General features: G+C 36.0%; 23 protein-coding genes. 14 read left to right on the forward strand and 9 right to left on the reverse strand.

Going from position 1 to position 26,737, the window contains the following annotated elements:
* Nucleotides 1-108: 108 nt before the first annotated feature.
* Both glmS and glmU read right to left on the reverse strand, forming a co-directional pair.
* Nucleotides 109-1,953, reverse strand: coding sequence for a glutamine--fructose-6-phosphate transaminase (isomerizing) (gene glmS, locus FcAc13_RS11050; protein WP_187756278.1), 1,845 nt, complete (start codon nt 1,951-1,953; stop codon nt 109-111).
* 20 nt (nt 1,954-1,973) lie between these two features.
* Nucleotides 1,974-3,341 carry a bifunctional UDP-N-acetylglucosamine diphosphorylase/glucosamine-1-phosphate N-acetyltransferase GlmU gene (gene glmU / locus FcAc13_RS11055; protein WP_187756279.1) on the reverse strand — a complete coding sequence of 456 codons (1,368 nt, stop codon included), beginning with the start codon at nt 3,339-3,341 and terminating at the stop codon, nt 1,974-1,976.
* A gap of 225 nt (nt 3,342-3,566) precedes the next feature.
* Between glmU and hemE the strand changes: the two genes are divergently transcribed.
* From hemE to FcAc13_RS11070, 3 genes are all read left to right on the forward strand, one after another.
* A complete protein-coding gene (hemE, locus tag FcAc13_RS11060; RefSeq protein ID WP_187756424.1) occupies nt 3,567-4,628 on the forward strand; it encodes a uroporphyrinogen decarboxylase in 1,062 nt (353 codons plus the stop codon).
* A gap of 23 nt (nt 4,629-4,651) precedes the next feature.
* Entirely contained in the window at nt 4,652-5,245 is a 594-nt protein-coding gene (locus FcAc13_RS11065; protein WP_187756280.1) for a YjaG family protein, read from the forward strand.
* A 168-nt stretch (nt 5,246-5,413) separates the two neighbouring features.
* The gene (locus FcAc13_RS11070) at nt 5,414-5,686 is read left to right on the forward strand and encodes an HU family DNA-binding protein (RefSeq protein ID WP_187756281.1); all 273 of its coding nucleotides are present in this window, start codon (nt 5,414-5,416) and stop codon (nt 5,684-5,686) included.
* 82 nt (nt 5,687-5,768) lie between these two features.
* Here the strand turns inward: FcAc13_RS11070 and FcAc13_RS11075 are convergent, their stop codons facing one another.
* Nucleotides 5,769-6,143, reverse strand: coding sequence for an RnfABCDGE type electron transport complex subunit B (locus FcAc13_RS11075; RefSeq protein WP_187756282.1), 375 nt, complete (start codon nt 6,141-6,143; stop codon nt 5,769-5,771).
* Nucleotides 6,143-7,855 carry a formate--tetrahydrofolate ligase gene (locus FcAc13_RS11080; protein WP_187756283.1) on the reverse strand — a complete coding sequence of 571 codons (1,713 nt, stop codon included), beginning with the start codon at nt 7,853-7,855 and terminating at the stop codon, nt 6,143-6,145. Before FcAc13_RS11080 ends, FcAc13_RS11075 begins: the two co-directional genes overlap by 1 nt.
* Nucleotides 7,856-8,208: 353 nt before the next feature.
* On the opposite strand from FcAc13_RS11080, the gene sohB reads away from it, so the two are divergent.
* The 7 genes from sohB (at nt 8,209) to mdtI (ending at nt 15,402) form a co-directional block, all read left to right on the forward strand.
* Nucleotides 8,209-9,282 (forward strand): protease SohB, encoded by a 1,074-nt coding sequence (gene sohB / locus FcAc13_RS11085; RefSeq protein ID WP_187756284.1) that lies wholly within the window; start codon nt 8,209-8,211, stop codon nt 9,280-9,282.
* Between the two features lie 21 nt (nt 9,283-9,303).
* Complete coding sequence (xerD, locus tag FcAc13_RS11090; protein WP_425499471.1) at nt 9,304-10,203, forward strand: site-specific tyrosine recombinase XerD; 900 nt, start codon at nt 9,304-9,306, stop codon at nt 10,201-10,203.
* A gap of 41 nt (nt 10,204-10,244) precedes the next feature.
* Entirely contained in the window at nt 10,245-10,955 is a 711-nt protein-coding gene (dsbC, locus tag FcAc13_RS11095; RefSeq protein WP_187756286.1) for a bifunctional protein-disulfide isomerase/oxidoreductase DsbC, read from the forward strand.
* 72 nt (nt 10,956-11,027) lie between these two features.
* Entirely contained in the window at nt 11,028-12,761 is a 1,734-nt protein-coding gene (recJ, locus tag FcAc13_RS11100; RefSeq protein ID WP_187756287.1) for a single-stranded-DNA-specific exonuclease RecJ, read from the forward strand.
* Nucleotides 12,762-12,953: 192 nt separating this feature from the next.
* Nucleotides 12,954-14,336 (forward strand): UDP-N-acetylmuramate:L-alanyl-gamma-D-glutamyl-meso-diaminopimelate ligase, encoded by a 1,383-nt coding sequence (gene mpl / locus FcAc13_RS11105; RefSeq protein WP_187756288.1) that lies wholly within the window; start codon nt 12,954-12,956, stop codon nt 14,334-14,336.
* Between the two features lie 393 nt (nt 14,337-14,729).
* Nucleotides 14,730-15,056: an SMR family transporter gene (locus tag FcAc13_RS11110; protein ID WP_187756289.1), complete on the forward strand. Its 327-nt coding sequence runs from the start codon at nt 14,730-14,732 to the stop codon at nt 15,054-15,056.
* Between the two features lie 16 nt (nt 15,057-15,072).
* A complete protein-coding gene (gene mdtI / locus FcAc13_RS11115; RefSeq protein WP_187756290.1) occupies nt 15,073-15,402 on the forward strand; it encodes a multidrug/spermidine efflux SMR transporter subunit MdtI in 330 nt (109 codons plus the stop codon).
* 88 nt (nt 15,403-15,490) lie between these two features.
* On the opposite strand, the gene ettA is transcribed toward mdtI, so the two are convergent.
* Entirely contained in the window at nt 15,491-17,158 is a 1,668-nt protein-coding gene (ettA, locus tag FcAc13_RS11120; RefSeq protein ID WP_187756291.1) for an energy-dependent translational throttle protein EttA, read from the reverse strand.
* Nucleotides 17,159-17,306: 148 nt separating this feature from the next.
* On the reverse strand, nt 17,307-18,497 hold the full coding sequence (locus tag FcAc13_RS11125; RefSeq protein ID WP_187756292.1) for an MFS transporter: 1,191 nt from the start codon (nt 18,495-18,497) through the stop codon (nt 17,307-17,309).
* A gap of 308 nt (nt 18,498-18,805) precedes the next feature.
* Between FcAc13_RS11125 and asd the strand changes: the two genes are divergently transcribed.
* Nucleotides 18,806-19,909 carry an aspartate-semialdehyde dehydrogenase gene (asd, locus tag FcAc13_RS11130; RefSeq protein ID WP_187756293.1) on the forward strand — a complete coding sequence of 368 codons (1,104 nt, stop codon included), beginning with the start codon at nt 18,806-18,808 and terminating at the stop codon, nt 19,907-19,909.
* Between the two features lie 45 nt (nt 19,910-19,954).
* On the opposite strand, the gene FcAc13_RS11135 is transcribed toward asd, so the two are convergent.
* The 3 genes from FcAc13_RS11135 to nagB all read right to left on the reverse strand — a co-directional run bounded on the left by FcAc13_RS11135 (nt 19,955) and on the right by nagB (nt 23,318).
* Nucleotides 19,955-21,181: an ROK family protein gene (locus tag FcAc13_RS11135; RefSeq protein WP_187756294.1), complete on the reverse strand. Its 1,227-nt coding sequence runs from the start codon at nt 21,179-21,181 to the stop codon at nt 19,955-19,957.
* A gap of 148 nt (nt 21,182-21,329) precedes the next feature.
* Complete coding sequence (gene nagA, locus FcAc13_RS11140) at nt 21,330-22,469, reverse strand: N-acetylglucosamine-6-phosphate deacetylase (protein ID WP_187756295.1); 1,140 nt, start codon at nt 22,467-22,469, stop codon at nt 21,330-21,332.
* A gap of 42 nt (nt 22,470-22,511) precedes the next feature.
* Nucleotides 22,512-23,318 carry a glucosamine-6-phosphate deaminase gene (gene nagB / locus FcAc13_RS11145; protein ID WP_187756296.1) on the reverse strand — a complete coding sequence of 269 codons (807 nt, stop codon included), beginning with the start codon at nt 23,316-23,318 and terminating at the stop codon, nt 22,512-22,514.
* Between the two features lie 313 nt (nt 23,319-23,631).
* On the opposite strand from nagB, the gene nagE reads away from it, so the two are divergent.
* The 3 genes from nagE (at nt 23,632) to FcAc13_RS11160 (ending at nt 26,625) form a co-directional block, all read left to right on the forward strand.
* Nucleotides 23,632-25,101, forward strand: coding sequence for an N-acetylglucosamine-specific PTS transporter subunit IIBC (gene nagE / locus FcAc13_RS11150; protein WP_187756297.1), 1,470 nt, complete (start codon nt 23,632-23,634; stop codon nt 25,099-25,101).
* Between the two features lie 88 nt (nt 25,102-25,189).
* Nucleotides 25,190-25,789, forward strand: a complete 600-nt coding sequence (locus FcAc13_RS11155; protein WP_246415135.1) for a pseudouridine synthase — start codon at nt 25,190-25,192, stop codon at nt 25,787-25,789.
* A 23-nt stretch (nt 25,790-25,812) separates the two neighbouring features.
* Nucleotides 25,813-26,625: a shikimate 5-dehydrogenase gene (locus tag FcAc13_RS11160; protein WP_187756298.1), complete on the forward strand. Its 813-nt coding sequence runs from the start codon at nt 25,813-25,815 to the stop codon at nt 26,623-26,625.
* Nucleotides 26,626-26,737 lie beyond the last annotated feature (112 nt).

Consider the following 26,737-nt stretch of genomic DNA (forward strand, 5'->3'; position numbering starts at 1 on the left):
TCGCAAGTACTTTAGTCGATTAATCTAATAATATATAAAACGACAACATCTCGCATTTTATTCGTAGGTAGTTTATTGATTTTAAAATCCTAAATTAAGCAAATAAAGTTACTCAACAGTGACAGATTTAGCCAAATTACGTGGTCGATCAACATCAGTACCTTTAATTACAGCTACGTTATAAGCCAGTAACTGCATCGGAACAGTATAATAAATTGCCGCTGTCAGTGTTTCAACCGGTGGTAATACCATAACCTCAAAGTTTGCTTCGCTAACAAAATCAGCAGCATCGGTCGTAAATATATATAACTGTCCGTTTCTGGCTTTAACTTCTTCGATATTGGACTTGAGTTTCGCTAATAAGTCGTTAAATGGAGCCACAACAATAATTGGCATTTGGTTATCAATCAATGCCAGAGGACCATGTTTTAATTCACCTGCTGCATACGCTTCAGCATGAATATAGGAGGTTTCTTTTAACTTTAAGGCTCCTTCTAACGCAATCGGATATTCATCTCCACGCCCTAAAAATAACGCATGATGTTTATCAGCAAATTGTTCAGCTAATTTCTTTATCTGATGAGCGAACATTAAAACTTGTTCAATTCGATTTGGGAGGATTTGTAATGCTTGCACAATTGATTGTTCAATTGTCGCTAATCTCTTTTTTACTTGGCAAACTTTGGCAACTAGCATTAATAATACAGTCAATTGGGTGGTAAATGCTTTTGTAGACGCTACACCAATTTCTGTTCCGGCTTTAGTTAATAAGACTAAATCAGCCTCTCTTACTAATGTCGATGCTGCAACGTTACAGATAGCCAATGTATTAATATAACCAATCTGCTTTGCTAAGCGCAGTGCCGCTAAAGTATCCGCAGTTTCACCCGATTGTGATAACGTAATGAAGAGGCTATTAGATCGTTTTGCTGGATTTCGATAACGATATTCCGATGCAATTTCAACATCACAAGGTATCTTTGCCAACGATTCAAACCAGTAACGTGCTACAAGTCCTGCATGATAAGCCGTACCACAAGCAACAATTTGAATATGTTCTAACTGATTAAAAATCGTATCAGCATATTCACCAAGTTCATCAAAATGAATTGAGCCATTTTGAATACGGCCTGTTAAGGTATTTTTAATGGCGATTGGCTGTTCAAAAATCTCTTTTTCCATATAATGTTGATAACCGCCTTTATCACCCGCATCATACTGCATATTCGATTCTAATACCGTACGCTGCACCCGTTGGCCTGCTTTATCGACAATATCAATCGTATCACAACCAATTTCAGCAATATCACCGTCTTCAAGAAAGATAAATTGTTGAGTAAGTGGTAATAATGCTAATTGATCAGACGCGATAAAATTTTCACCATGACCTAAACCAATGACTAATGGACTGCCGCAACGTGCTGCCACTAACCGATTAGGAGCACGACTATCCATAATCACAATGCCATAGGCACCACGCAATTGCGGTAATGCTTTTTTTACTGCCTCAAATAACGAACAATTTGTTTGCAGAATAATATCATGAATAAGATGAGCGATAACTTCAGAATCGGTTTCTGAACAAAATTGATATCCCTTTTCAATCAATTGCGTTCGCAAAGATTGATAGTTTTCAATTATACCATTATGAACAATGCTAATAAAACCTGAAACATGTGGATGGGCGTTATATTCACTTGGTTGACCATGAGTAGCCCAACGTGTGTGGGCAATACCAATACTTCCCTCAATCGGATTATGTGCTATCGCATCTTCTAAAGCCTTGACTTTACCAACGCGCCTTAATCTTTGTAGTGACAATGGTTGTGACCCATGAGAGGTGATAATCGCTAAACCTGCTGAATCATAGCCACGATACTCTAGCCGTTTTAATCCTGCTAATAGAATATTAACTACATCTTGTTGTGCAATCGCACCGACAATACCACACATAACCGTTCCTCAAAATTTATCTATTTGGCATTTTTTGTTGGTCGTTTCCAATTAGTAATATGTTTTTGTTTAACTCGACTGACGACCAATTCATTTTCACCAACATTACTGGTCACCGTTGTACCAGCAGCAATCGTTGCTCCATTGCCTACCGTAACGGGTGCAATAAGTTGAGTATCAGAGCCAACAAACACATCATTACCAATAATGGTTTGGAATTTATTAGCACCATCATAATTACAGGTAATGGTTCCGGCACCAATATTTACTGTTGAACCTATTTCACTATCTCCTAAATATGATAAATGACCGACCTTACTATTTTGTCCCAAATGTGCTTTTTTTAATTCAACAAAATTACCGACGTGGGCTTGATTGTCTAATTGGCTACCTGGTCGCAATCTTGCAAAAGGACCAACAGTACAATGGCTGGCTAGTGAACTGCCCTCAATCACTGTATACGGACTAATAATGCTGTTATCGCCAATCACACAATCTTTTAATATACATCCAGCGCCAATATAGACTTGATTACCCAGTTCTACTTTCCCTTCAATGATTACATTGCAATCAATCGTTACATCCTTTCCATGAATGAGCTCGCCGCGTAAATCAAAACGACTAGGATCAAGCAATGTTACACCGGCTAACAGCAGTTGATTAGCCCTATGCTGTTGATAAGTTCGTTCTAATTCCGCTAGTTGTAATCGGTTATTTACACCCGCTACTTCATATGTGTATTGTGGATGCGTTGCAACAATTGGTCGCCCTTCTTGATGAGCCATCCCAATAATATCGGTAAGATAAAATTCTTGTTGTGCATTATGATTATTGATTTTAGCTAGCCAGTGTTTTAATAGCTTTCCAGGCACTAACATAATACCGGTATTCACTTCATTAATGGACTGCTGCTGTTTTGTTGCATCTTTTTGCTCAACAATGGCAACAACCTCACCCTTTTCGCGAACGATTCGACCATAACCAGTTGGGTCATCTAATACAACGGTCAATAACGAAATACCATCTTGAGGTTTATTAGCAATTAAAGCTTCTAAAGTTTGTTTCGATATTAGCGGTGTATCAGCATATAAGATTAGAATGTCTTCATCATCGTTAATATAAGGTATCGTTTGCTGTACAGCATGGCCGGTGCCTAATTGCTGTTCTTGTAAAACTAATTGTACTGGTTGATGCTGTAGGGCTTGCTCTAATTGTGTTTTACCATGACCATAAACCACATAGAGACGATCTGAACCTAACTGGAGCACCGTATCAATAACATGCTGTAACATGGTTTTATGACCAATTCTATGTAAAACTTTAGGTAGGTTAGAATACATACGGGTTCCTTTACCCGCTGCTAAAATAACAGAACTTAAATGAGACATAATGATAACCAAGCTAAAAAAATTGTGATTACTATAATAAAAGATATTGTCGTTAACAATCTTAATCGGCATGTTAAAATTTAATTTTTATTGTGAAATAAGTTTACCTTTGCATTTGATTATGCGTTTAAAAGATAAATCGTGATAAATTACGATCCCAACTACAACCGCGATGATTAATGCTATAATAAATCTCAATTGTTAATTATCGGTATTTTAGGAAATATCATGCCATTACAAAATGATCGCTACCTTCGTGCTTTGCAGTGTCAACCTGTCGATTACACACCGCTTTGGATGATGCGTCAGGCTGGACGTTATCTACCAGAATATCGACAATTACGAGCCCAAGCCGGCGATTTTATGACCCTATGTAAAACACCAGAACTAGCTTGCGAAGCAACCTTACAACCAATACGTCGTTATGATCTTGACGCTGCGATTATCTTTTCTGATATTTTAACCATTCCTGATGCTATGGGATTGGGATTATATTTTCAACATGGCGAAGGACCTAAATTCAAAACAACGATTAATACATCTAATGACATCAAACAGTTAGCCATTCCAGATCCTGAGATAGAATTAGGTTATGTTATGGCAGCGATTCGGCAAGCTAAGTATGAATTAAAACGTAAAATTCCGTTGATTGGCTTTGCTGGTAGCCCTTGGACTTTAGCAACTTACATGGTTGAAGGAGGGAGTAGTAAGACGTTTACCAAAATCAAAAAAATGTTATATAGCGATCCATCGTCATTACATCAGTTGCTTGATAAACTCAGTGACAGTATAGCCCTTTATCTAAATGCTCAGATTAAGGCCGGAGCCCAGTCCATTATGATTTTTGATTCTTGGGGTGGAGTATTAAGTCATTCCAGCTATCGTGAATTTTCACTGCATTATATGAGTAAAATCATTTCTCAATTGCAACGTGGTCAACGTCAGCATACCTTCTCGACTGATTATGTCCCTGTCACCTTATTTACAAAAGGAGGAGGGCTATGGTTTGACCTTATAAGCCAATCCGGTTGTGATGCGATAGGTGTGGATTGGACGGTAGATTTAAGTACCCTACCAAAAGAAAAAATTGCAATACAAGGTAATCTGGATCCAACCGTGTTATATGGTAATCGTCATACCATTGAGAAAAATGTCGATTTGGTACTTAAAGAATATGGGCCGTATAACGGTCATATCTTCAATCTTGGTCATGGCATTAATCAAGATACCCCAACGGAAAGCGTTGAAATACTCATTAATGCCGTTCATCAAAAATCTGCCAAATAACTATTGATTTAAAGGTTTATAACATGATTGAAAATCCTATTCACTTACGTTTAGAAAAATTATCACAACCACAACTTTCCTTATTTATGGTATGTCTGTGCGAAAGAATGTATCCTAATTTTGCTTTTTATTGTCAACAAACGGGCAGTGGCGATCATAAAATCTACAAAAATATACTCGATTTAGTTTGGGAATCACTAATAGTTAAAAATGCTAAAATTAATTTCGATAATCAATTAGAAAAATTAGAACATATTATTCCAACGATTGAAGATGAAAATATTTATAGTATTTATCCAGCTATTGATGCATGCCAAGCATTAAGCGAATTAATTCATGCTTATTTAAGTAGTGATTTTGCAGAATGTGCGGTATCAGTTAGCCAATTATCACTTAAAACGATTGCAGAATTAGAAATGATTAAAATCGATAAACAATTATCTATGGATGAAATAAAAACATTGCCGGCCATCCTAGATGAATTAGATATCCAATGGGAAATCTTTCGAATCATAAAAAAAAGCGAAATTAATAAAAATATAACGTTAATAAAAGGATTGAAAGAAGATTTACGCGAAGAACAAATAAGTAATATCGGTGTTTTTTTAGGCGATTAACTGTAAAGATGCAATCATTTTCAACGATTTTGATAAATTCTACTTTAATCTTATTTAAATATAGTCTAAATTGAATAGGATTATCAATATGTGCTTTACTTGAAGTTATGCATTATGTTGTGTTTAACTTCTCTTTTCAACTATAAATTATTGTGTAAGGATATGTCCATGAACAAAACAGAACTTGTCGACGCTATTGCAGCTAAAGCAAACATTACAAAAGTTGCAGCTAAAAATGCGCTTGAAGCGACTTTAACTGCGATCACAGAAAGCCTTGAAAAAGGTGATTCGGTTCAATTAGTTGGTTTCGGTACTTTTAAAGTAAACAGCCGTAAAGCACGCACTGGTCGTAACCCTAAAACCGGTAAAGAAATCAAAATTGCTGCTACCACTGTTCCAGCATTCGTAGCAGGTAAAGGTCTTAAAGACGCAGTTAAATAATAGGATTAAATAATAAGTTATTTTAATTCTGTATACGAAAAGACCTGCCATTAGGCAGGTCTTTTTTTATAAACTACTTGAATTAGGACTGACTTCGCCGCGCTTTAACACGCGCAATGGCATCTGCAACCAATTGCTTACGTGCGACGGGTATACTACTTACCGAAGAAGTTGCAGAACTTGCTAAGATTGACGATTTAGTCATTAATCGGCGTTGTTTCTTCATTTTTAACTGATTTTCAGCATACTTCGACATTGCTATCTGAGGTGTCTGTAAGTTTATGCAATTAGTGGGGCAAGCATTAATACATTCCTCACACGACGTACAATATTGCGGAATAACGGTATGTAGCAAGTGTCTAGCGCCAACAATTGCGTCAGTTGGGCAAACACGTACGCATTTACCACAACCAATACAATTGTGTTCATCAATGTAAGCGGTTAAAACGGTTGTCATTAACTTAAACCAACTATATTACCATTTTCATCAATATCAATTTGGCGGTAAGCTGGATTGGTTCCTAATCCAGGCATCGTCATGATATTACCAGCATAAACCCGAATAAAACCGGCTCCAGCAGAAATGGCCAAATGACTAATATCAATTTCAAAATTAGTCGGTACATTTTTTAATGCCGGATCAGCACTGATCGACATTGGCGTTTTCGCCACGCACAATGGTAAATGATCTAAGTGTAAATTTTCAATATTCTGTATATCTTTTAATGCCTGCTCAGCCAAATTAACTTTACTAGCACCATATTTTTGCGATAATTTTTCTATTTTTACAATTAACTTATCATCATCCTGATAAGGTAATATTACCTTACTTTCCATTTCACATGCTTTAACCACATGTTGTGCCAGTTTTTCAGCACCTTTCCCACCTTTGATGAAAACTTCACTCAATTCACAAGCAAATGCGCCATGTGCCAGCGCATACTGCTGTAAAAAAGCTAACTCTTCTTCACTATCATGTGGGAAGCGATTAATTGCCACAATGACCGGCATACCATAACTTTTTGCATTTTGAATATGCCATGCTAAATTTGCAGCACCAATTTCTAACAGCTCAACATTTGATTCAGTAATCTCTTTGGGAATCGGTTGTCCTGGTTTTATATTGAATTTACCACTGTTAGATTTTAAACTTCTTACTGTCGCCACTAAAACTACACAAGATGGCGCTATACCCGATTGGCGATATTTGATGTTAAAAAATTTCTCCATCCCCATATCAGAACCAAAACCGGCTTCAGTAATCACATAATCGGCTAATGGTAATGCAATTCGATCGGCTAACACCGAAGAATTACCATGAGCGATATTAGCAAATGGACCCGCATGGATCAATACTGGTGTATTTTCAATGGTTTGCATTAGATTTGGGTTAATCGCTTCTTTTAATAAAACCGTCATCGCTCCTGCAACTTCTAAATCTTCAGCGGTGATGACATTACCATCCGTGTTATAAGCAAGAATAATATTACCAATACGTTTACGCATATCTTGTAAATCGTTGGCTAATGCTAAAATTGCCATAAGTTCGGATGCAGCGGTAATTTCAAAACCATCGCGGCGTTCAATGCCATTAACGCCGCCACCAACACCAACGGTAACATGACGCAAAGCACGATCATTATGATCAATCACACGTTTCCAAATAATACGTTCTTTATCAAAATTAAGTCGGGCTAAGCCTGTTTTGGCTGTAAATTCATCACCTAAACGCTCTTCATGATACAACCGTGAATCGATTGCAGCAGAGGCTAAATCGTGAGCAGCTGTGATGGCATGAATATCACCAGTTAAGTGAAGATTTAAGGTTTCCATTGGTAATACTTCGGCCTGGCCGCCACCAGCAGCCCCCCCTTTCACACCAAATACTGGTCCTAAACTCGGTTGCCGAATACAGGCAATCGCTTTTTTACCAATATAGTTCAAACCTTCACTTAAACCTATCGTATTAACGGTTTTCCCTTCACCTAAAGGGGTGGGTGTAATCGCCGTAACAAGTACAAGTTTACCTTGTTCGTTATTTTGATTGGCCTTAATGATAGATAAATCAATTTTAGCAACATATTTGCCATGGGGGATTAAATAGTCATCATGAATTTGATAATGCTGTGCAATCTGGCTAATTGGTAGTAACTGGCTTGTTGTTGTCATAATGAGCGTCTCATTGTTTTGTTATAATACCGTGTATATCGGGCTGTTAGTATAATAAAATTACTTTATTGAATAAAGACATGATTTTAACATATGATACACTAACCAATATTCTTAGAAATAGGGTAACCTAATGTCGTTTAATAATCTTATTTTTATAACACAGGATAAAGTAAAAAGCATGTAAATTCGGCAAGAATAACGTAAATTTGCTATATTAGCTTTATTTCACTACTAAAATACATTGAATATAATAAATAAGCTTAACTTAGCCTATTTTGAACAAAATATCAGTATCAACTTATCTTGATATAAACTATTTTATTGCATTTAAAAAGAAGGATAGATTAATTATGGAATGGCTTTCTCAATATTTAGTATTTCTTGCCGAAACAGTTACGATTGTTATCGCAATTATAACGATCTTACTGTTTATTTTGGTACAACGCAAAAAATCTGCCCCTTCTGGTAGCTTGGAAATTAAAGATTTAACCGAAGAATATCGCGATATTAAAGAAACGATGCTACTAAGTACTATGGATGATTTTGCTAACAAGGAATACAACAAGCAACAAAAGAAGATACGTAAAGAAGAAAAAAAACAACAGAAGCAAGCATTAAAAACCAAAACTGATAATCTCGCAGGGCAAGAGGAACAAACAAAAAATGTGGATTCTACCGTTTGTAAACCTAATTGTTATGTATTGAGTTTTAATGGCAGCATCGATGCTCATGAAGTAGAAGATTTACGACAGGAAGTAACCGCCGTTTTATCCGTTGTTAAACCAGAAGATAAAGTAATACTAAAACTAGAAAGCCCTGGTGGCGTCGTACATGGTTATGGTTTGGCGGCATCTCAATTATTACGTTTTCGCCAACGCGATATTCATCTTACTGCGGTTGTTGATAAAGTTGCCGCTAGTGGTGGCTACATGATGGCTTGCACAGCCAATGAAATTATTGCTGCACCATTTGCCATTATTGGCTCAATAGGCGTGGTAGCGCAAATACCTAACTTTCATCGGTTATTGAAAAAAAATGATATCGATATTGAATTACAAACTGCCGGACAATATAAACGTACTTTGACGATGTTTGGTGAAAACACTGAAGCAGGTCGTCAAAAATTCCAGCAAGAGTTGGAAGAAACACATTTACTATTTAAGGATTTTGTGGCTGAAAATCGCCCTAATGTTAATATTGAAGAAGTAGCAACTGGAGAACATTGGTTTGCAGTACAAGCAAAAGATAAAGGTCTCATTGATGAAATCAATACTAGTGATGATGTAATATTATCATTATTAGAAAATTACAAAATTATGAGTGTTAAATATCATCGCCGTAAAAAACTTACTGATCGATTAACTAAAAATATCGTGAGTGGTATCGAACGGCTATTGTTTAGAAATAGTCGTACCATATATTAATTATCACAGGAATAACCGTTAATTATGTCACAAGATAATGTATTGTTAGAACAGTTTCTGGATTCTCTTTGGTTAGAAAAAAGTTTGGCAGATAATACTATTCAATCTTATCGTCTAGATTTACAGGCACTGAGTAATGTATTACATAAATTAAATGTGACATTATTAACGGTGCAAATGGCGCACTTACAAGATTTTTTATTACAAAGAGTGACCCAAGGCTATAAAGCCAGTAGTTCAGCACGTCTACTTAGTGCCATCAAACAATTTTATCAATATTTATATCGTGAAAATTATCGTATTGATGATCCTTCAGCCGCTTTATCATCACCTAAATTACCGAAAAATTTACCTAAAGATTTAACTGAATCACAGGTAGAAGCGTTATTACAAGCACCTAATACTGAAGATAGATTGGAAATTCGAGATAAAGCCATGTTGGAATTACTTTATGCCACGGGCTTACGTGTTTCTGAATTAGTCGGTTTACAATTAAATGATATGAGTTTAAATCAAGGTGTAATCCGGATTATTGGTAAAGGTAATAAAGAACGATTAGTACCATTGGGAGAAGAAGCAATTTATTGGCTTGAGTACTATTTAAAATATAGTCGCGATGAGTTACTCAAATATAAACCAAGTGATATCTTATTTCCTAGCCGCTTAGGGACAGCAATGACACGTCAGACGTTCTGGCATCGAATCAAATATTATGCCATACTAGCCAACATTGATATTAATGCATTATCTCCTCATGTATTACGCCATGCATTTGCCACGCATTTGCTTAATCACGGAGCGGATCTACGAGTTGTACAAATGTTGTTAGGTCATAGTAGTTTATCAACAACGCAAATTTATACTCATGTAGCAACGGAACGTTTAAAACAATTACATCAAAAATTTCATCCAAGAGCATAACTATTTTTATTTATTAAGATATTAATCACAGGACAGACTAAATGAAAAAAATTTTTTCTACATTAACAATACTTATTAGCATTGGCGCTACTGTAAGTGTCGCACAAGCGAGCGATGATGACATTTTAGCTACGTTTGATAAAATGGGCTATAACTCAAAACAGCTTCGAATCGAACAATCAGAAATAAAGTCACTCAAAATGGTGACGACACCTGATGCTATTTTTTATACGACTGATGACGGCAAATTTATCACCCAAGGTCCGATTTATAATATTGAAGGTGGTCGAGCAAAAGATATTGCCAATGCCAATTATGCACGATTAGTTGCTTCCATCGATAAGGATGCGATTGTATACAAAGCCAAAAATGAAAAATTTGTTATTTCTGTCTTTACGGATTATACATGCACCTATTGTAAAAAACTTCATAACGAGATTGATAGTTACCTTGATGCCGGTATTACGATCCACTATTTTGCTTTTCCAAGACAAGGCTTAGATTCCCCAATAGCAAAAGATATGCAATCCATTTGGAGTGCCAAAGATCGTAAAGCAGCATTTGATAATGCGTATAAAGGAGGTACTATCTCCCCAGCTTCAAGTCTTGTACCCTATGTAGAAATGCAATATAAGGTTGGTCATCAGATTGGTATTTCAGGCACACCTGCAATTATACTGCCATCTGGAGAAGTTCTTTCCGGTTATGTCCCAGCAGAAACTTTATTAAAGATACTCAATAACACTAATTAAAAATACATTTATTTAATCGCCGAAATAGGTTTATGCTAATGCATAAACCTAACTCTATAAAAATTATATATTATGTTAAATGCTGTGATAAAACGACGCCAAGTCGATAAAACAATAAAACTTCCAGATACCATTCATCCTTTATTACAACGAATTTATATTGCGCGTGGTATAACTGCTAACGAACAATTGAATCACTCAACACAAGTATTATTAACATATCAACAACTTACCCATATTGATCAGGCTACAGAATTACTTTATCAAGCGGTATTAACCGAAAAAAAAATTCTCATTGTCGGTGATTTTGATACCGATGGAGCAACTAGCACCGCACTGATTATGACCGCTTTAAATCAATTTGGCATAAAAAATGTTCATTATATTATTCCTGATCGTTTTGAGGATGGTTATGGTTTAAGCGTTTCAGTGGTTAAACGAGCCATTGAACAACAGGCAGCATTAATTATCACTGTTGATAATGGAATTTCAGCGGTAGAGGCGGTGGATTATGCCAAACAACATAATATCCAAGTGATCATAACTGATCACCATTTAGCACCAGAAGTCCTCCCTGCTGCTGATGCAATAATTAATCCCAACTTAAATGATTGCCCATTTCCATCTAAAAATTTAGCTGGAGTTGGGGTAACATTTTATTTTATGTTGGCATTTAGAGCGTTATTACGACAACATAATTGGTTCGAAATACATCAGTTATCTGAATTCAATTTAGCCCAATTACTTGACTTAGTCGCATTAGGTACTGTAGCCGATGTGGTTAATCTTGATCAAAATAATCGCATATTAGTGCAACAAGGATTAAGCCGTATACGCGCCGGTTACTGTTGTGCTGGAATAAAAGCACTTAGTAAGAGTGCTGGGCGTAATATACAAAAATTAACGGCACAAGATCTTTCATTTTATCTAGCCCCACGTTTAAATGCCGCAGGCAGAATGGATAATATGTCATTAAGCGTTGAATTATTATTAGCTAAAGATGAACATAGTGCATTAGAAATCGTCGATATTTTAGAAGAACTCAATAGTGACAGAAAAGCGATTGAGCAAGCAATGCAAAAAGAAGCTTTATCATTTATTGATAAGCTCGAGAAAACCACTACCGAAATTCCTAATAGCTTTGTCATCTACCATCCTAAATTTCATCAAGGTGTTATTGGTGTACTCTCTTCACGTATAAAAGATAAATTCTATCGTCCTGTTATTTCATTTGCTAAAACTGATGATGGGTTTTTGAAAGGTTCGGGACGCTCAGTCAATAATATTCATTTACGTAATGTTCTAGAGATCATTCATAATCGTGATCCTAAACTAATTAGCGGTTTTGGTGGCCATGCTATGGCTGCCGGTTTGACCATACCCCTAGCCAATTTAGCTACTTTTACCCGTTATTTCGAAGAGGAAGTCAGCAATGTACTCAAGACAGTCAGCCTAAAAAATGAGATCGAAACCGATGGAGAGATTGAAAATAAGTATTTTAATATCGAAACGGCCAAGATCTTAAAAGAAAGCGGTCCTTGGGGTGCAAATTTTCCAGAACCGATCTTTGATGGTATATTTTTAGTTCATCAACAAAAGCTCATTGGCACGAAACATCTTAGGATGGTTCTTGAACCCTTAGCTGGAGGACCATTACTTAATGCTATCGCATTTAATATTGACTTAAATTATTGGCCCGATCAATCAGTCAAAAAAGTAGAAATTGTTTATCACCTTGAAGTCAATGACTTTAGAGGTAATGAAACGATCAATTTGTTAATTCGTCATCTTTGGCCTATCAGCTAATCATTAATACTAGCAAATCATTCAAAATATGTCATATTTTCTGATGGATGTATTAATTCAGATAGACTGATAATAGATTGAACACAGCACATTGTGCACCAAAATAGCGCTGAATATTTAACCAGCTGAAGTATCAATTTATGTTAAGATAAGTATAATAACTTACTAGCAATAATTAATTAAGGATTTACCATGCACATTCACATTTTAGGAATTTGCGGCACCTTTATGACGGGAATCGCTCTGATAGCGCGTTCGTTAGGACATAATGTAACCGGATCGGATAAAAATGTTTACCCCCCAATGAGCACCTTGCTTGAACGAGAAAATATTCAGTTAATTGATGGCTATGATCCAAGCCAACTGGATCCGGTACCAGATCTAGTGATTATTGGTAATGCGATGTCACGAGGTAATCCTTGTGTTGAATACATATTAGATAACAATATTCCGTATATTTCCGCACCTCAATGGTTACATGATAATGTTCTCAAAGATCGTTGGGTCATTGCTGTTGCCGGTACCCATGGAAAAACAACAACTGCCGGTATGGTAAACTGGATTTTAGAACAGGCAGGCTATCAACAAGGTTTTTTAATTGGTGGGGTACCTGGTAATTTCAATGTTTCAGCTCGTTTAGGAGAAAGCCCTTTCTTCGTCATTGAAGCTGACGAATATGATTGTGCCTTTTTTGACAAACGTTCCAAATTTATGCATTATTGCCCAAAAACATTGATCTTAAATAATGTTGAGTATGATCATGCTGATATTTTCGATGATCTGCGTGCAATCCAAAAACAGTTCCAACATTTAGTGAGACTAGTGCCTAGTAAAGGATTGATTATCTCACCGCAAGAAGATATTAGTATCAAACATATTTTATCTAGAGGTTGTTGGAGTGAACAAATTCAAACAGAATCTGAAACTGGCTGGCAAGCCGAAAAAATCACTAATGATGCAAGTCAATTTAATGTTTATTTTCAGCAAAAATTAGTCGGCAAAGTTTGTTATGATTTAGTCGGTGAGCATAACATGCATAATGCCCTAATGGCTATTGCCGCAGCAAAAAATGTCGGTATTACACCTGAAATGGCCTGCCAAACATTAAGTTCGTTTGTTAATGCTAAACGCCGATTAGAATTATATGGCAAAGTTGATGATATTGAAATTTATGATGATTTTGCTCATCATCCAACCGCAATTTTAGCCACACTTGAAGCTTTAAGAAGTAAAGTCGGTGCCAATCGCCGTATATTCACTGTACTTGAACCTCGTTCTAATACCATGAAATTAGGTATCAGCAAGGATGAGATTGCTCCCGCCTTAGGTCGCGCTGATGAAGTATTCATTTACCAACCAGAGAATTTACCATGGCTCGTTTCAGAAATTACCGAACAATGTGTGCAACCGGCTTACTGGTCAAGTGATCTCGATTTACTCATTGAAATGATCGCGAAAGATGTTAAATCCAAAGATGTGATTTTAATCATGAGTAATGGTGGCTTTGGCGGCATTCATCAAAAAATTATCGATAAATTAAATAAACAAAAACAATTGAAGCAAGAATCGCTTTAATCTCGGCAATATTATTTTGCTGAATTTTTTGATTTGAGATTAATCGCATTGACATTTTAATCAATATCATTTGATTAATTTTTAAAAATGTAGATTAATTCTCAAAAGATGATTTTTTAGCACAGCTATGCTATGATTGATAGTGTATAAGCTAACATATTAATTCAATGATAAATTTATGTTCTCGGTTCAAACACTAACATTTGTATTTTATATTTCTTCAATTCTAGCAGGCGAGTTTCTTTGGCGATCTTCGCTTTAATCAGTCTTAATCCTGTTAGCCATTTAGTTATCTCAATGATATCACGCATTTAGACGTAAAAAATTATTATATTAAAGTCAATATTGTCGTTATAAAGCAATTTAAAAATTTAAATTTATTTAGGCAATCGTATGTTTTATCGATTATTTTTATTATTAGCCATTTTATTTGAAGTTACCGGTACGATTTCAATGAAGTATGCCTCTCTCCATGGTTATCAATTGGGTCATATTGTTATGTATATTATGATCACCTGTTCCTATCTCTGCCTTGCCATTGCGGTCAAACAAATTCCCATCGGTATCGCCTATGCATTATGGGAAGGTATTGGCACGATATTTATCATCTTTTTTAGTATTACGCTATTTAATGATCCCATGAATGGACAAAAAATATTAGGTCTGATCATTATCTTTGCCAGCATAGCGCTTATTGAATCTGGGGAAAAAACAACTTAATAATAATAGGAACGATATGTTTAATTTTGATTGGTATCATTTCAGTTTTTTAATTCTGGCAGCAATATTAGATATTGTAGCTAATATCTTCTTAAAATACTCTAACGGCTTTGAAAATAAGATCTTTGGCATTTTATCCATTCTATTTGTTTTAATTGCATTTACCTGTTTAGCCGAAGCAGTTAAAACGATAGATTTATCTGTTGCTTATGCATTATGGGGGGGATTTGGTCTGATTGCGACCACACTCGCCGGAAAATTTTTATTCGGTCAACAATTAAATTGGCGTGGATGGTTAGGCGTGACAGGCTTAATTATTGGCATGACGCTACTTAAACTTGCTTAACCATTTTTTATACTTTACAAATAAAAAGCCGAAATATTCGGCTTTAAAAATAACAGATATGCATCATAAGTGGTTAAATAAGGACCAATTATTTACTAATACGTTTATATTTAGCACGTTTTGGCTCTAATGCTTCAGCCCCTAAAGTACGTTTTTTCCAATCTTCATATTCGGTAAAATTACCTTCAAAAAACGCCACGTGACCTTCATCTTGATAATCAAGAATGTGGGTAGCAATCCGATCTAAAAACCAACGGTCATGGGAAATCACTAACGCACAACCAGGGAATTCCAATAAGGCATTTTCTAACGCACGCAACGTCTCAACATCTAAATCGTTAGTAGGTTCATCCAATAATAAAACATTACCGCCTACTTGTAGTAATTTCGCTAAATGGACTCGACCGCGTTCACCACCGGAAAGCTCGCCAACGCGTTTTTGTTGATCAACCCCTTTAAAGTTAAATCGACCAACATAAGCACGGCTAGGAATTTCAAAATTACCAATTCGCATAATATCTTGCCCATTGGCAATCTCATCCCATACCGTTTTCTTATCGTCCATTTTATCACGGAATTGATCCACTGAAGCCAATTGCACAGTATCGCCAAGCGTAATCGTACCAGAATCCGCTTTCTCTTGACCAGATAACATTCTAAATAATGTTGATTTACCAGCACCATTTGGTCCAATAATTCCAACAATCGCCCCTTTCGGAATACGGAAAGAAAGATCATCAATGAGTACTCTGTCTCCATACGATTTAGTCAGGTGTTCCACTTCAATCACTTTATCGCCTAATCGTTGTCCAGTTGGTATAAATAACTCATTAGTTTCATTACGTTTTTGATATTCGGTACTGTTAAGCTCATCAAAACGTGCCATACGCGCTTTACTCTTTGCTTGGCGCCCCTTCGGATTTTGTCGTACCCACTCTAACTCTTTCTCAATGGATTTACGGCGTGCCGATTCTGTAGATGCTTCTTGTGCTAAGCGTTGCTCCTTTTGAGCTAACCATGAAGAGTAGTTACCTTCCCAAGGTATCCCTTCACCCCGGTCAAGCTCTAAAATCCAACCGGCAACGTTATCTAAGAAATAGCGGTCATGGGTTACGGCCACCACAGTGCCTTCATAATCATGTAAGAAACGTTCTAACCACGCGACTGATTCAGCATCTAAATGGTTGGTCGGTTCGTCCAATAACAGCATATCCGGTTTTTCTAACAATAAACGACATAATGCCACACGACGACGTTCACCACCTGATAAATTTCCAATTTTCGCATCCCAATCAGGCAAGCGTAATGCATCGGCAGCTCGTTCTAATTGCACATTCAAATTATGCGCATCATGCGTTTGGATGATCGCCTCTAATTCAGCTTGCTGTTTTGCTAATTTATCAAAATCAGCATCAGGATCAGCGTAAGCAGCATACACTTCATTTAACAGTGTTAAGGCATTTTTAGCCTCACTAACCGCTTCTTCTACAGCTTCGCGCACCGTTTGTTCTGGATTGAGTTTTGGTTCTTGTGGTAAATAACCAATTTTTAACCCTGGTTGTGGACGCGCTTCACCTTCAATTTCGGTATCAACACCTGCCATAATACGTAATAGTGTCGATTTACCTGCACCATTTAAACCTAATACACCAATTTTTGCGCCAGGAAAAAAACTGAGTGAAATATCTTTTAATATATAACGTTTGGGTGGAACTATTTTTCCCACTCGATTCATCGTAAAAACATATTGTGCCATTATGTATTCCGTTAATTAACCTAAAAATGATGTCGTATATTGTAATGGATAATTTGCATCGGTCTAGCAAATATCGCGATTTACCGCTTAACCTAATTTAGAAAAATTTTCCCCTTACCATGATAAATACGGAATTTTCCTTATTCTTTTAAACAGTCTGTTGCCTTAATGAATAAAGATAGTGCCACCATAATGCAATACCTATTATCGCTAATCCGACACTGGCTATCGCTATCGCATACCAGCCGTAATGGGCATAAAGATACGTTGAGCATAACGAACCTAACATGCCCCCTGTAAAATAACTTAGCATGTAGCCGACATTTAAGCGCGTACGCATCGCTGGATTACCTTGATATATATCATTCATGGATGAAATATGGGTTAACTGTACAGCAAAATCTATGATAATAATGCCAATAATTAATGCAATAATCGATATTTTTGCTAGCGATAATGGTAACCAACATAGTAGCAATAAAATCAATCCTACGGTTGTTAATACATTGCCCTTACCTTTATCCGATAACCGCCCAGCAATTGGTGAACTCATTGCGCCTGCAGCACCGGCTAACCCAAATAATCCAATCACAAAATCAGAATAATGATAAGGAGAATCGGTCAGTAGAAAAGCTAGTGGCGTCCAAAGAAGTGAAAACAGTGCAAACGCAATACCGCCAATTAGTGAACGAATCCGCAATACATGCTCATGCCGATAGAGTCCAAAAATAGAAAAAATCAACTTCCAATAATTAAGATGACTTTTATGACTATAACGCGGTAAAGCATAGCTTAATAATAATGTCACCACACACATGATAGCAGCAGCTACCCAATAAACCATTCGCCAATCAGTCATCGTTGAGATCGCACCGGCAAAGGTTCTACCTAATAAAATTCCTAACAGCATACCACTCATTAAAATTCCTACAACTTTACCGCGTTGGTTTGGTAATGCTAGCGTAGCGGCAAAGGGGATGAGCACCTGAGCTACCGCTGAAAAGATACCTGCAATAGCTGTTCCTACAATAAGCAGCGTTGATGAATTAGCCAACGCACTGATAATTAATCCTAATGTTGTTAATATCATTAAATTAATAATCAATACCTTACGTTCAATTTTATCACCTAGTGGTGCTACAAATAACAAACCCACAGCATAACTAAATTGGGCTGTTGTAATGATAATACCAGCATTTTCAATCGAAATATTTAAATCATTAGTAATCGAGTGTAATAATGGTTGAGCATAATAATTACTCGCTACAGCGATACCAACAGCAATCGCCATTAATATTATTACCCATAAAGATAGCGCCGGTGATTGTGATGAATTCATATTCAAGATCAATAAATTAATCAAATAAATCGTGCATTATAATATTGCAATTCATAAATGCAATGGCTAATAGGTGGATAAAAATACAACACAATAGACAATTTTCACTGTGTACTATTTCATTTTTTGATAACGATTTTGGATCGTCATTATAGAGCAATCATAATCAGTAGTTATAACGATTTATTATCTTAAAATAATTTATTATCTAACTTGTTTTATACTGGTATTTTGCTTTAATAGACATAATCATGGAATGTGGTTTTATCCACGACAAATAATATTAGCTCAAAATTGGATAATTAATTATGAAAAATGTAGGTTTTATTGGTTGGCGAGGAATGGTCGGATCGGTTCTTATGCAAAGAATGATCCAAGAACGCGATTTTGATAGAATCAATGCTATCTTTTTTTCGACGTCTCAAGCAGGTCAAACTGCACCAAATTTTACTGGCAAAACAAGTTTATTACAAGATGCCAACGATATTGAAGCCTTAAAAGCCCTAGATATTATTGTTACTTGTCAAGGTGGTGATTATACAACCAATATTTATCCTAAATTACGTAATGCCGGCTGGCAGGGCTATTGGATTGATGCAGCATCAACATTGAGAATGAAAGATGATGCTATCATCATTTTAGACCCAATTAACCGTGCAAATATCGATTCTGCACTGAATAATGGCATCAAAACCTTCGTTGGCGGTAACTGCACCGTTAGCTTAATGCTGATGTCTCTTGGTGGTTTATTTGCCGCTAATCTGATAGATTGGGTATCTGTTTCAACTTATCAGGCGGCTTCAGGTGGTGGTGCGCGCCATATGCGCGAATTACTTACTCAAATGGGAATGCTACATGCTGATGTTGCTAAAGAGTTAGCCAATCCTCACTCTTCTATTTTAGATATCGAGCAAAAGGTTACCGCAAAAATGCGTGATGGTTCACTACCAACAGATAACTTTGGTGTGCCACTTGCTGGTAGCTTAATTCCATGGATTGATAAACAATTAGACAACGGTCAAAGCCGTGAAGAGTGGAAGGGTCAGGCTGAAACCAACAAAATTCTCGGTACATCCAGTATTATTCCAATCGATGGTTTATGTGTACGCATTGGGGCATTACGTTGCCATAGCCAAGCCTTCACCATAAAACTGAAGAAAGATATTGCTATTCCAGATATCGAACAACTGTTAGCATCACATAATCAATGGGTTAAAGTCATTCCCAATGATCGCGAATTATCCATGAAAGAACTGACCCCAGCAGCAGTAACCGGCACATTAGCCACACCGGTAGGTCGTTTACGTAAATTAAATATGGGAAAAGACTTCCTATCAGCATTTAATGTTGGTGACCAATTACTTTGGGGCGCAGCTGAACCATTGCGTAGGATGTTAAACATTTTATGCTAATAATAAAATTAACTCGCTACAATGCAATGTAGCGAGTTGCTTTATTTATGACTTATTCTCTAAAATCGCCATTAATAATGATCCATCAAACAATGATTGTTGTACTAATGCAAATGCGCCGATCGCTGAGCGATCATCTAAGCTTGAACAATTTATTATAAGATTTTCACGCAATTGCTTTAAACTTTGTGAATATAATGCATTATTAACCGCATTGAGTAAAATTTCAGGTGATTTTGTAATCTCTCCGGCAACCACAACACATTGAGGATTAAAGATATTAACCATCATTGCCACCGCTCGTCCCAGATTTTCACCAGCACTTTTAATCAGTTTTTCGGCTAATTCATCCCCCTGATTAGCCAATTGACAAATAGTCAAAATATCACATTTATCGACTGTCAACTTACTTCGATACCCTTGTTCTAACAATAATTTTGCTCGTTTCTCAATTGCATTATTTACCACTTGATTTTCTAAACAACCAAAATTACCACAATGACATCGTTCGCCAAGCTCATTAACTTGTATATGACCCACTTCACAGGCACTTTGATTGTGATTCATTAATAGCTGTTGATTAATTATCACTCCAGAACCTACACCACGATGAACACGCACTAAAATTGAATCTTCTACCGATTGGGTAGAACCAAAATAACTTTCTGCCAATGCTAAACTTTGAACATCATTGCCAATAAATATAGGAACATCAAATTTTGTTTTTAATATATCGCATAAAGCCCAATTATCCACATGAATATGTGGGGTATAACGGACGATGCCTTTTACAGAATCGATTACCCCTGGCATTACCACCGCAATAGCAATCAGATGTTTAATCTTTTTTTGTTGTTCTTGACAAAATAATTCAATTAAACTAATTAAATAGTTTTGAGTTTGCTGCTGTGTAAAATCATTTAAAGGGATCCGTTTACTGGCTAAGGATTTAGCACCAAGATCATATAGCTCAATCATCACATGAGAACGACTCAATTGAATCGAAATCGCCTGATAATAATCAAATTTAGCCACAATCGAAACGGCTGGACGCCCCCCGGTAGATTGTTGAATATCAACTTCTTTAATTAATTTTTTATTCAAAAGCTGACGGGTAATTTTAGTAATACTTGCTGGTGCGAGTTGGCTGCTTTCAGCCAATTGAATTCGTGAAATGGGGCTTTGTTGTATTATTAGCCGATAAATCATTGCATAATTTAGTTGTTTCATCAATTCCGCATTGCCAACTAAATTCAGATAATTAAAAGCCATGAGGTCATCCTAACAATTATTTTTACCCAAGATTATATACTGAAATCTCCTTAATTAGCAGTTTTCGTCAACTTATCCTGAATAAGGCGGAAATTTTGTGAGGTGGATCGCTAAAAACGATCCACTTCTTAATTAACTCAGGCAAAGATTAAACTAATTCACCATTAACAATCATACGTTCAACAACAAATTCATGACTGAACACGACAATATTTGCAATTTTACCCACAGTAATAGTACCCAGATCCTTATCGACACTAATCGCCTTAGCTGGATATAATGTCGCCATTCTTAAAGCTTCATCAAGTGCAATACCAACATAATTGACCGCATTTTTAACCGCTTCGATCATAGTTAGTGCCGAACCACCTAATGTACCGTTAATATCGGTGCATTTACCATCTTTATAATAAATGGTTTTACCAGCAAAAGTACATTCGGTCATATTAGTACCAACCGGCATGATCGCATCGGTGGTTAAAATTAACTTATCACGTTTAATTTTATGACTATTACGAATATTTGCCCAACTTACATGAAGTCCATCAGCTATAATACCACTATACACTTCTTGTTCGTCATAAATCGCGCCAACTACACCCGGCGTTCTACCAGCTATCGCAGGCATGGCATTGAATAAATGTGTTCCCATACGGATACCGGCATTAAACCCTTCACGAGCATCTTCATAAGTTCCATTGGTATGACCAGCTGATACATGAATACCGGCATCACTTAATTGACGAATGAAACGTTTATCCACTTTTTCCGGTGCTAAGGTAATAATTTTAATCACATCCGCATTTTCACATAGGAAATCTATCATTTCTTGTGATGGTTGACGAATAAAAGCAGGATTATGAATACCTTTTTTCTCAACGTTAATATATGGACCTTCTAAATGTAGTCCAAGTGCTTGATGTTTATGCTTTTTCAAATATTCACGCATAACTTCAACGCCTTTACGCATAAATTCATCGCTTGACGTAATTAAAGTTGGTAAATAGCTAGAACATCCGGTTAATAGGTTAGTTCTTTGCATAATTTCAAGAGTTTCAATACTGAGTGATTCTATGGTTTCATTAAATTGAACACCACCACAACCATTCAACTGGATATCGATAAAACCGGGAGCTAATATGGCACCTTTTAAATTTTCAACCGTTATATTTTGTGGTAACGCATCTTGATGACACACATCAACAATTCTATCACCATCAATTACAACAGCATGATCATTAAGGATTTCTAATCCGGTATAAATTCGACAATTAGTTAATGCATACATTATATTTTAACGCCTCAAATAATTTAAATGGGTTAACAGAGATTACAAAATTGTAACCTCAAGATTTTTTGCTTCCAGTTGTTTAAAATATTTTAATGTTTTAACTTTTAATTCTTCTGTACTGGCTTCATCACACACTACCAATGATTTAGCGTGCATTTGTAACGCTGTAACGGTCCATAAGTGATTAACCGCACCTTCAACAGCTTGTTGTAAAGCTAACGCCTTATTGTGGCCTGAAATTAGTAACATCACTTCCTTAGCATCCATCAACGTTCCAACTCCGATCGTTAAAGCATATTGAGGTACTTGACTGATGTCATTATCAAAAAAACGTGAATTTGCAATTCGAGTATCTTCAGTTAATGTTTTAATACGAGTACGTGAACGTAAAGATGATCCTGGCTCATTAAATGCAATATGACCATCTTGCCCGACGCCACCAATAAAGAGATCAATTTTTCCGTATGATTTTATTTTTTCTTCATAATCTTCACACTCTTTAACGATATCAGTTGCATTACCATTTAGAATGTGAATATTGCTTTTATCAATATCAATATGATTGAAAAAGTTTTGAAACATAAAGGTGTGGTAACTTTGTGGGTGATCTTCAGGGATTCCTACATACTCGTCCATGTTAAATGTTACCACATGTTTAAAACTAACTAAACCAGCTTGATAACGTTTAATTAATTGTTGATACATCACTAAAGGAGAACTTCCAGTTGGTAAACCTAGAACAAATGGACGATCAGCAGTGGGGTTAAAACTATTAATTTTTTTAACAATATAATCCGCAGCCCATGCTCCAATTTCTTGACTATGTTTTAATGGAATTAAACGCATTTAGTTTCTCCTGTACAAATCTTGCTTTATTAGTATGTTTAAATTTATTTTAATGAAAGGATAACAATGTACTTATTTTCGCTTCCAATATATTATTTCGCTACTTTATCCAATATAACTATTTTTTACAAAGTTTTTTTATATTATAAAATAAATAGCCGTTAAAAGCTTATATGCAACTTAATTTTGTATAAAAATTTAGTGATATTTGTCACAAAATAGTATAATTAATTTGTTAAGTAAAATATTATAGTGTCAAATAATAAGCATAAATAAACAACATATGAATGACAATTTTGGGAGTAAAAAATTTATGGGAATTCTAGCTTATTTACAGCGCATTGGGCGTTCGCTAATGGTTCCAGTTGCTGTATTACCTGCAGCAGCAATTCTTTTAGGCGTTGGATACTGGGTTGACCCGGAAGGTTGGGGTACTAACAGTATAATTGCCGCTTTTTTAATTAAATCTGGTGCCGCTATTATTGATAATATGCCAATCTTATTTGCAATTGGTGTATCTTATGGAATGTCTAAAGATAAAGACGGTGCGGCTGCGTTAAGTGGACTGGTTGGTTTTTTAGTGATTACCACCTTGTTATCACCACAATCTGTTTCACTTTTAACTTCCACCGCAATTGAACATGTTTCACCTGCTTTCGCAAAAATTAATAATCAATTTGTTGGTATCTTAGTCGGTGTTATCTCGGCTGAACTTTACAACCGTTTTAGTGGTGTTGAATTACATAAGGCATTAGCATTTTTTAGTGGCAAACGATTAGTACCAATTATTGTATCGATTGTTATGTTGTATGTTTCGTTTGCACTACTTTATATTTGGCCATTTATTTTCAACGGTCTAGTCGTATTTGGTGAAAACATTAAAGATTTAGGATCTATCGGTGCTGGTATTTATGGTTTCTTCAACCGCATACTTATTCCGGTTGGTTTACACCATGCACTTAACTCTGTATTTTGGTTTGATGTTGCGGGTATCAACGATATTCCTAACTTCTTAGGCGGACAAAAATCTATCAATGCAGGTTCAGCAGTAATTGGTATTACCGGCCGTTATCAAGCTGGTTTCTTCCCAATTATGATGTTTGGTTTACCTGGTGCAGCATTAGCAATGTATCATACAGCTAAAAAAGGTAATAAAGACAAAACAGCTTCTATCATGCTAGCAGCCTCTTTTGCTGCCTTCTTTACGGGGATTACTGAACCACTTGAATTCTCATTTATGTTCGTAGCACCACAACTTTACGTGATTCATGCCTTATTAACCAGTGTTTCGCTATATATCGCAGCAACTATGCAATGGATTTCTGGCTTTGGTTTCAGTGCTGGTTTAGTTGATATGTTACTGCAATCTCGTAATCCTTTAGCCGTTCAATGGTATATGCTGATTGTACAAGGTTTAGCCTTCTTTGTTATATATTATGTCGTCTTCCGCTTTGTTATTGTTAAATTCAACCTAAAAACGCCTGGCCGTGAAGATGATGACAGTGAACAACCGACTGAAGAATCAACACATACAACCAAAGAAGATATTAACAGTTTAGCACAACAATATTTAGCAGTTGTGGGTGGTAAAGAAAACTTAACCAATATCGATGCTTGTATAACTCGTTTACGTTTAAATGTTAAAAATTCTGATTTAATCAATGAGGCTAATGCCAAAGCTTTAGGAGCCATGGCCGTGATTAAATTAGGAAAAGGTGGTGTACAAATCGTAGTTGGTCAACAAGCAGAAAAAATAGCTGACCAAATGAAAAAACTTGTCTAAAAATACTACATTTCTTCCATAAAAACCGGGCTTATGCCCGGTTTTTTATGCAGATAGGTTATTTATAATAATTAATGTTATAATTGCTATGAGTTATTTACGAGATTCTAATATTATGGCGATGTCATTAATTGCATTTAATAAACCTTATGGGGTCATTTGTCAGTTTTCCGAACATCAAATCCACCCCACTTTGAAACAGTATATCTCATTACCCAATTTTTATCCTGCTGGTAGATTAGATACTGATAGTGAAGGATTAGTGTTGCTCACAAATAATGGAAAGCTTCAAACTAAAATAGCATCACCAAAATTTAAATTAACAAAAACTTACTGGGCACAAGTTGAAGGTGAATTAACCGAAAATGCCATTCACCATTTGCAGCAAGGGGTACAACTTAAAGAATTCAGAACACAACCTGCCAAAGCTAAAATCATTACTGAACCAACCACCTTATGGCAAAGAAATCCACCTATTCGTGAACGAAAAACCATCCCAACCTCATGGTTAAGTTTGACCATTACAGAAGGGAAAAATCGACAAGTTAGGCGCATGTGTGCTGCTGTGGGATTTCCATGTCTAAGATTAGTAAGAGTTCAAATCGGCGAATTTAATCTATTTGACCATCATCTTGAATTAGGAAAGTGGCAATCATTAAATAAATTTACATTATATAAAACAACATAATACATTTAACAGGAGTAGTTATTATGATTAATAAAGATACTCAACTTTGTATGTCACTATCAGGTAGACCAGGTAACTTTGGTACACGCTTTCAAAATAGTTTATATCAACAATTAAATTTAAATTATATTTATAAAGCATTTACGACCAACAGCATTCAGGATGCGATTACTGGAATTCGTGCTTTAGCCATTCGCGGTTGCGCAATATCGATGCCATTTAAAGAGTCTTGTATCCCTTTTTTAGATGAATTAACCGATTCGGTAAAAGCAATAGATTCCGTCAATACTATTGTTAATAATGGTGGTTATTTAAAAGCCTATAATACCGATTACACTGCAATTCGTAAATTGATCAACCAATATAAGCTTGCCCCCAAGCAATCCGTAATTATCCACGGCAGTGGTGGAATGGCCAAAGCCGTGATTGCTGCTTTTCACGATGCTGGTTTTAAAGATGTTACTATTTTAGCGCGTAATAGCGAAAAAGGATTGCAATTATCACAAAAATACCACTACCCTCACCAAACTACACCTCAAAAAAATTATGATATTTTAGTTAATGCTACATCCATCGGTATGGATGGGGGAGAAGAAGCCAAACAGTTATCATTCTCCAGAGAATTGATCTCACAAGCAACAGTGATTTTTGAAGTGGTCGCAATACCGACAAATACACCATTAATAAATGAAGCTAAACGACAACATAAAATAATGATTACGGGTAAAGAGGTCATGATATTACAAGCCGTTGAACAGTTTATTTTATATACGGGAAAAATACCCAGCGCAGAGCAGATTCGTATTGCCGCTGAAATTGCCAGTCAACCACTTTAGTTAACGTTATAAATACGGTATGTAAGAAAATGGCACATAATTCATTAATAAACCTTTTAAAAATATAAAAAATGGATTTATTTATTTTGAAAGACATTTGAGAAAACTGAGA

The organism is Frischella japonica, assembly GCF_014489845.1.
GTDB lineage: Bacteria > Pseudomonadota > Gammaproteobacteria > Enterobacterales > Orbaceae > Frischella > Frischella japonica.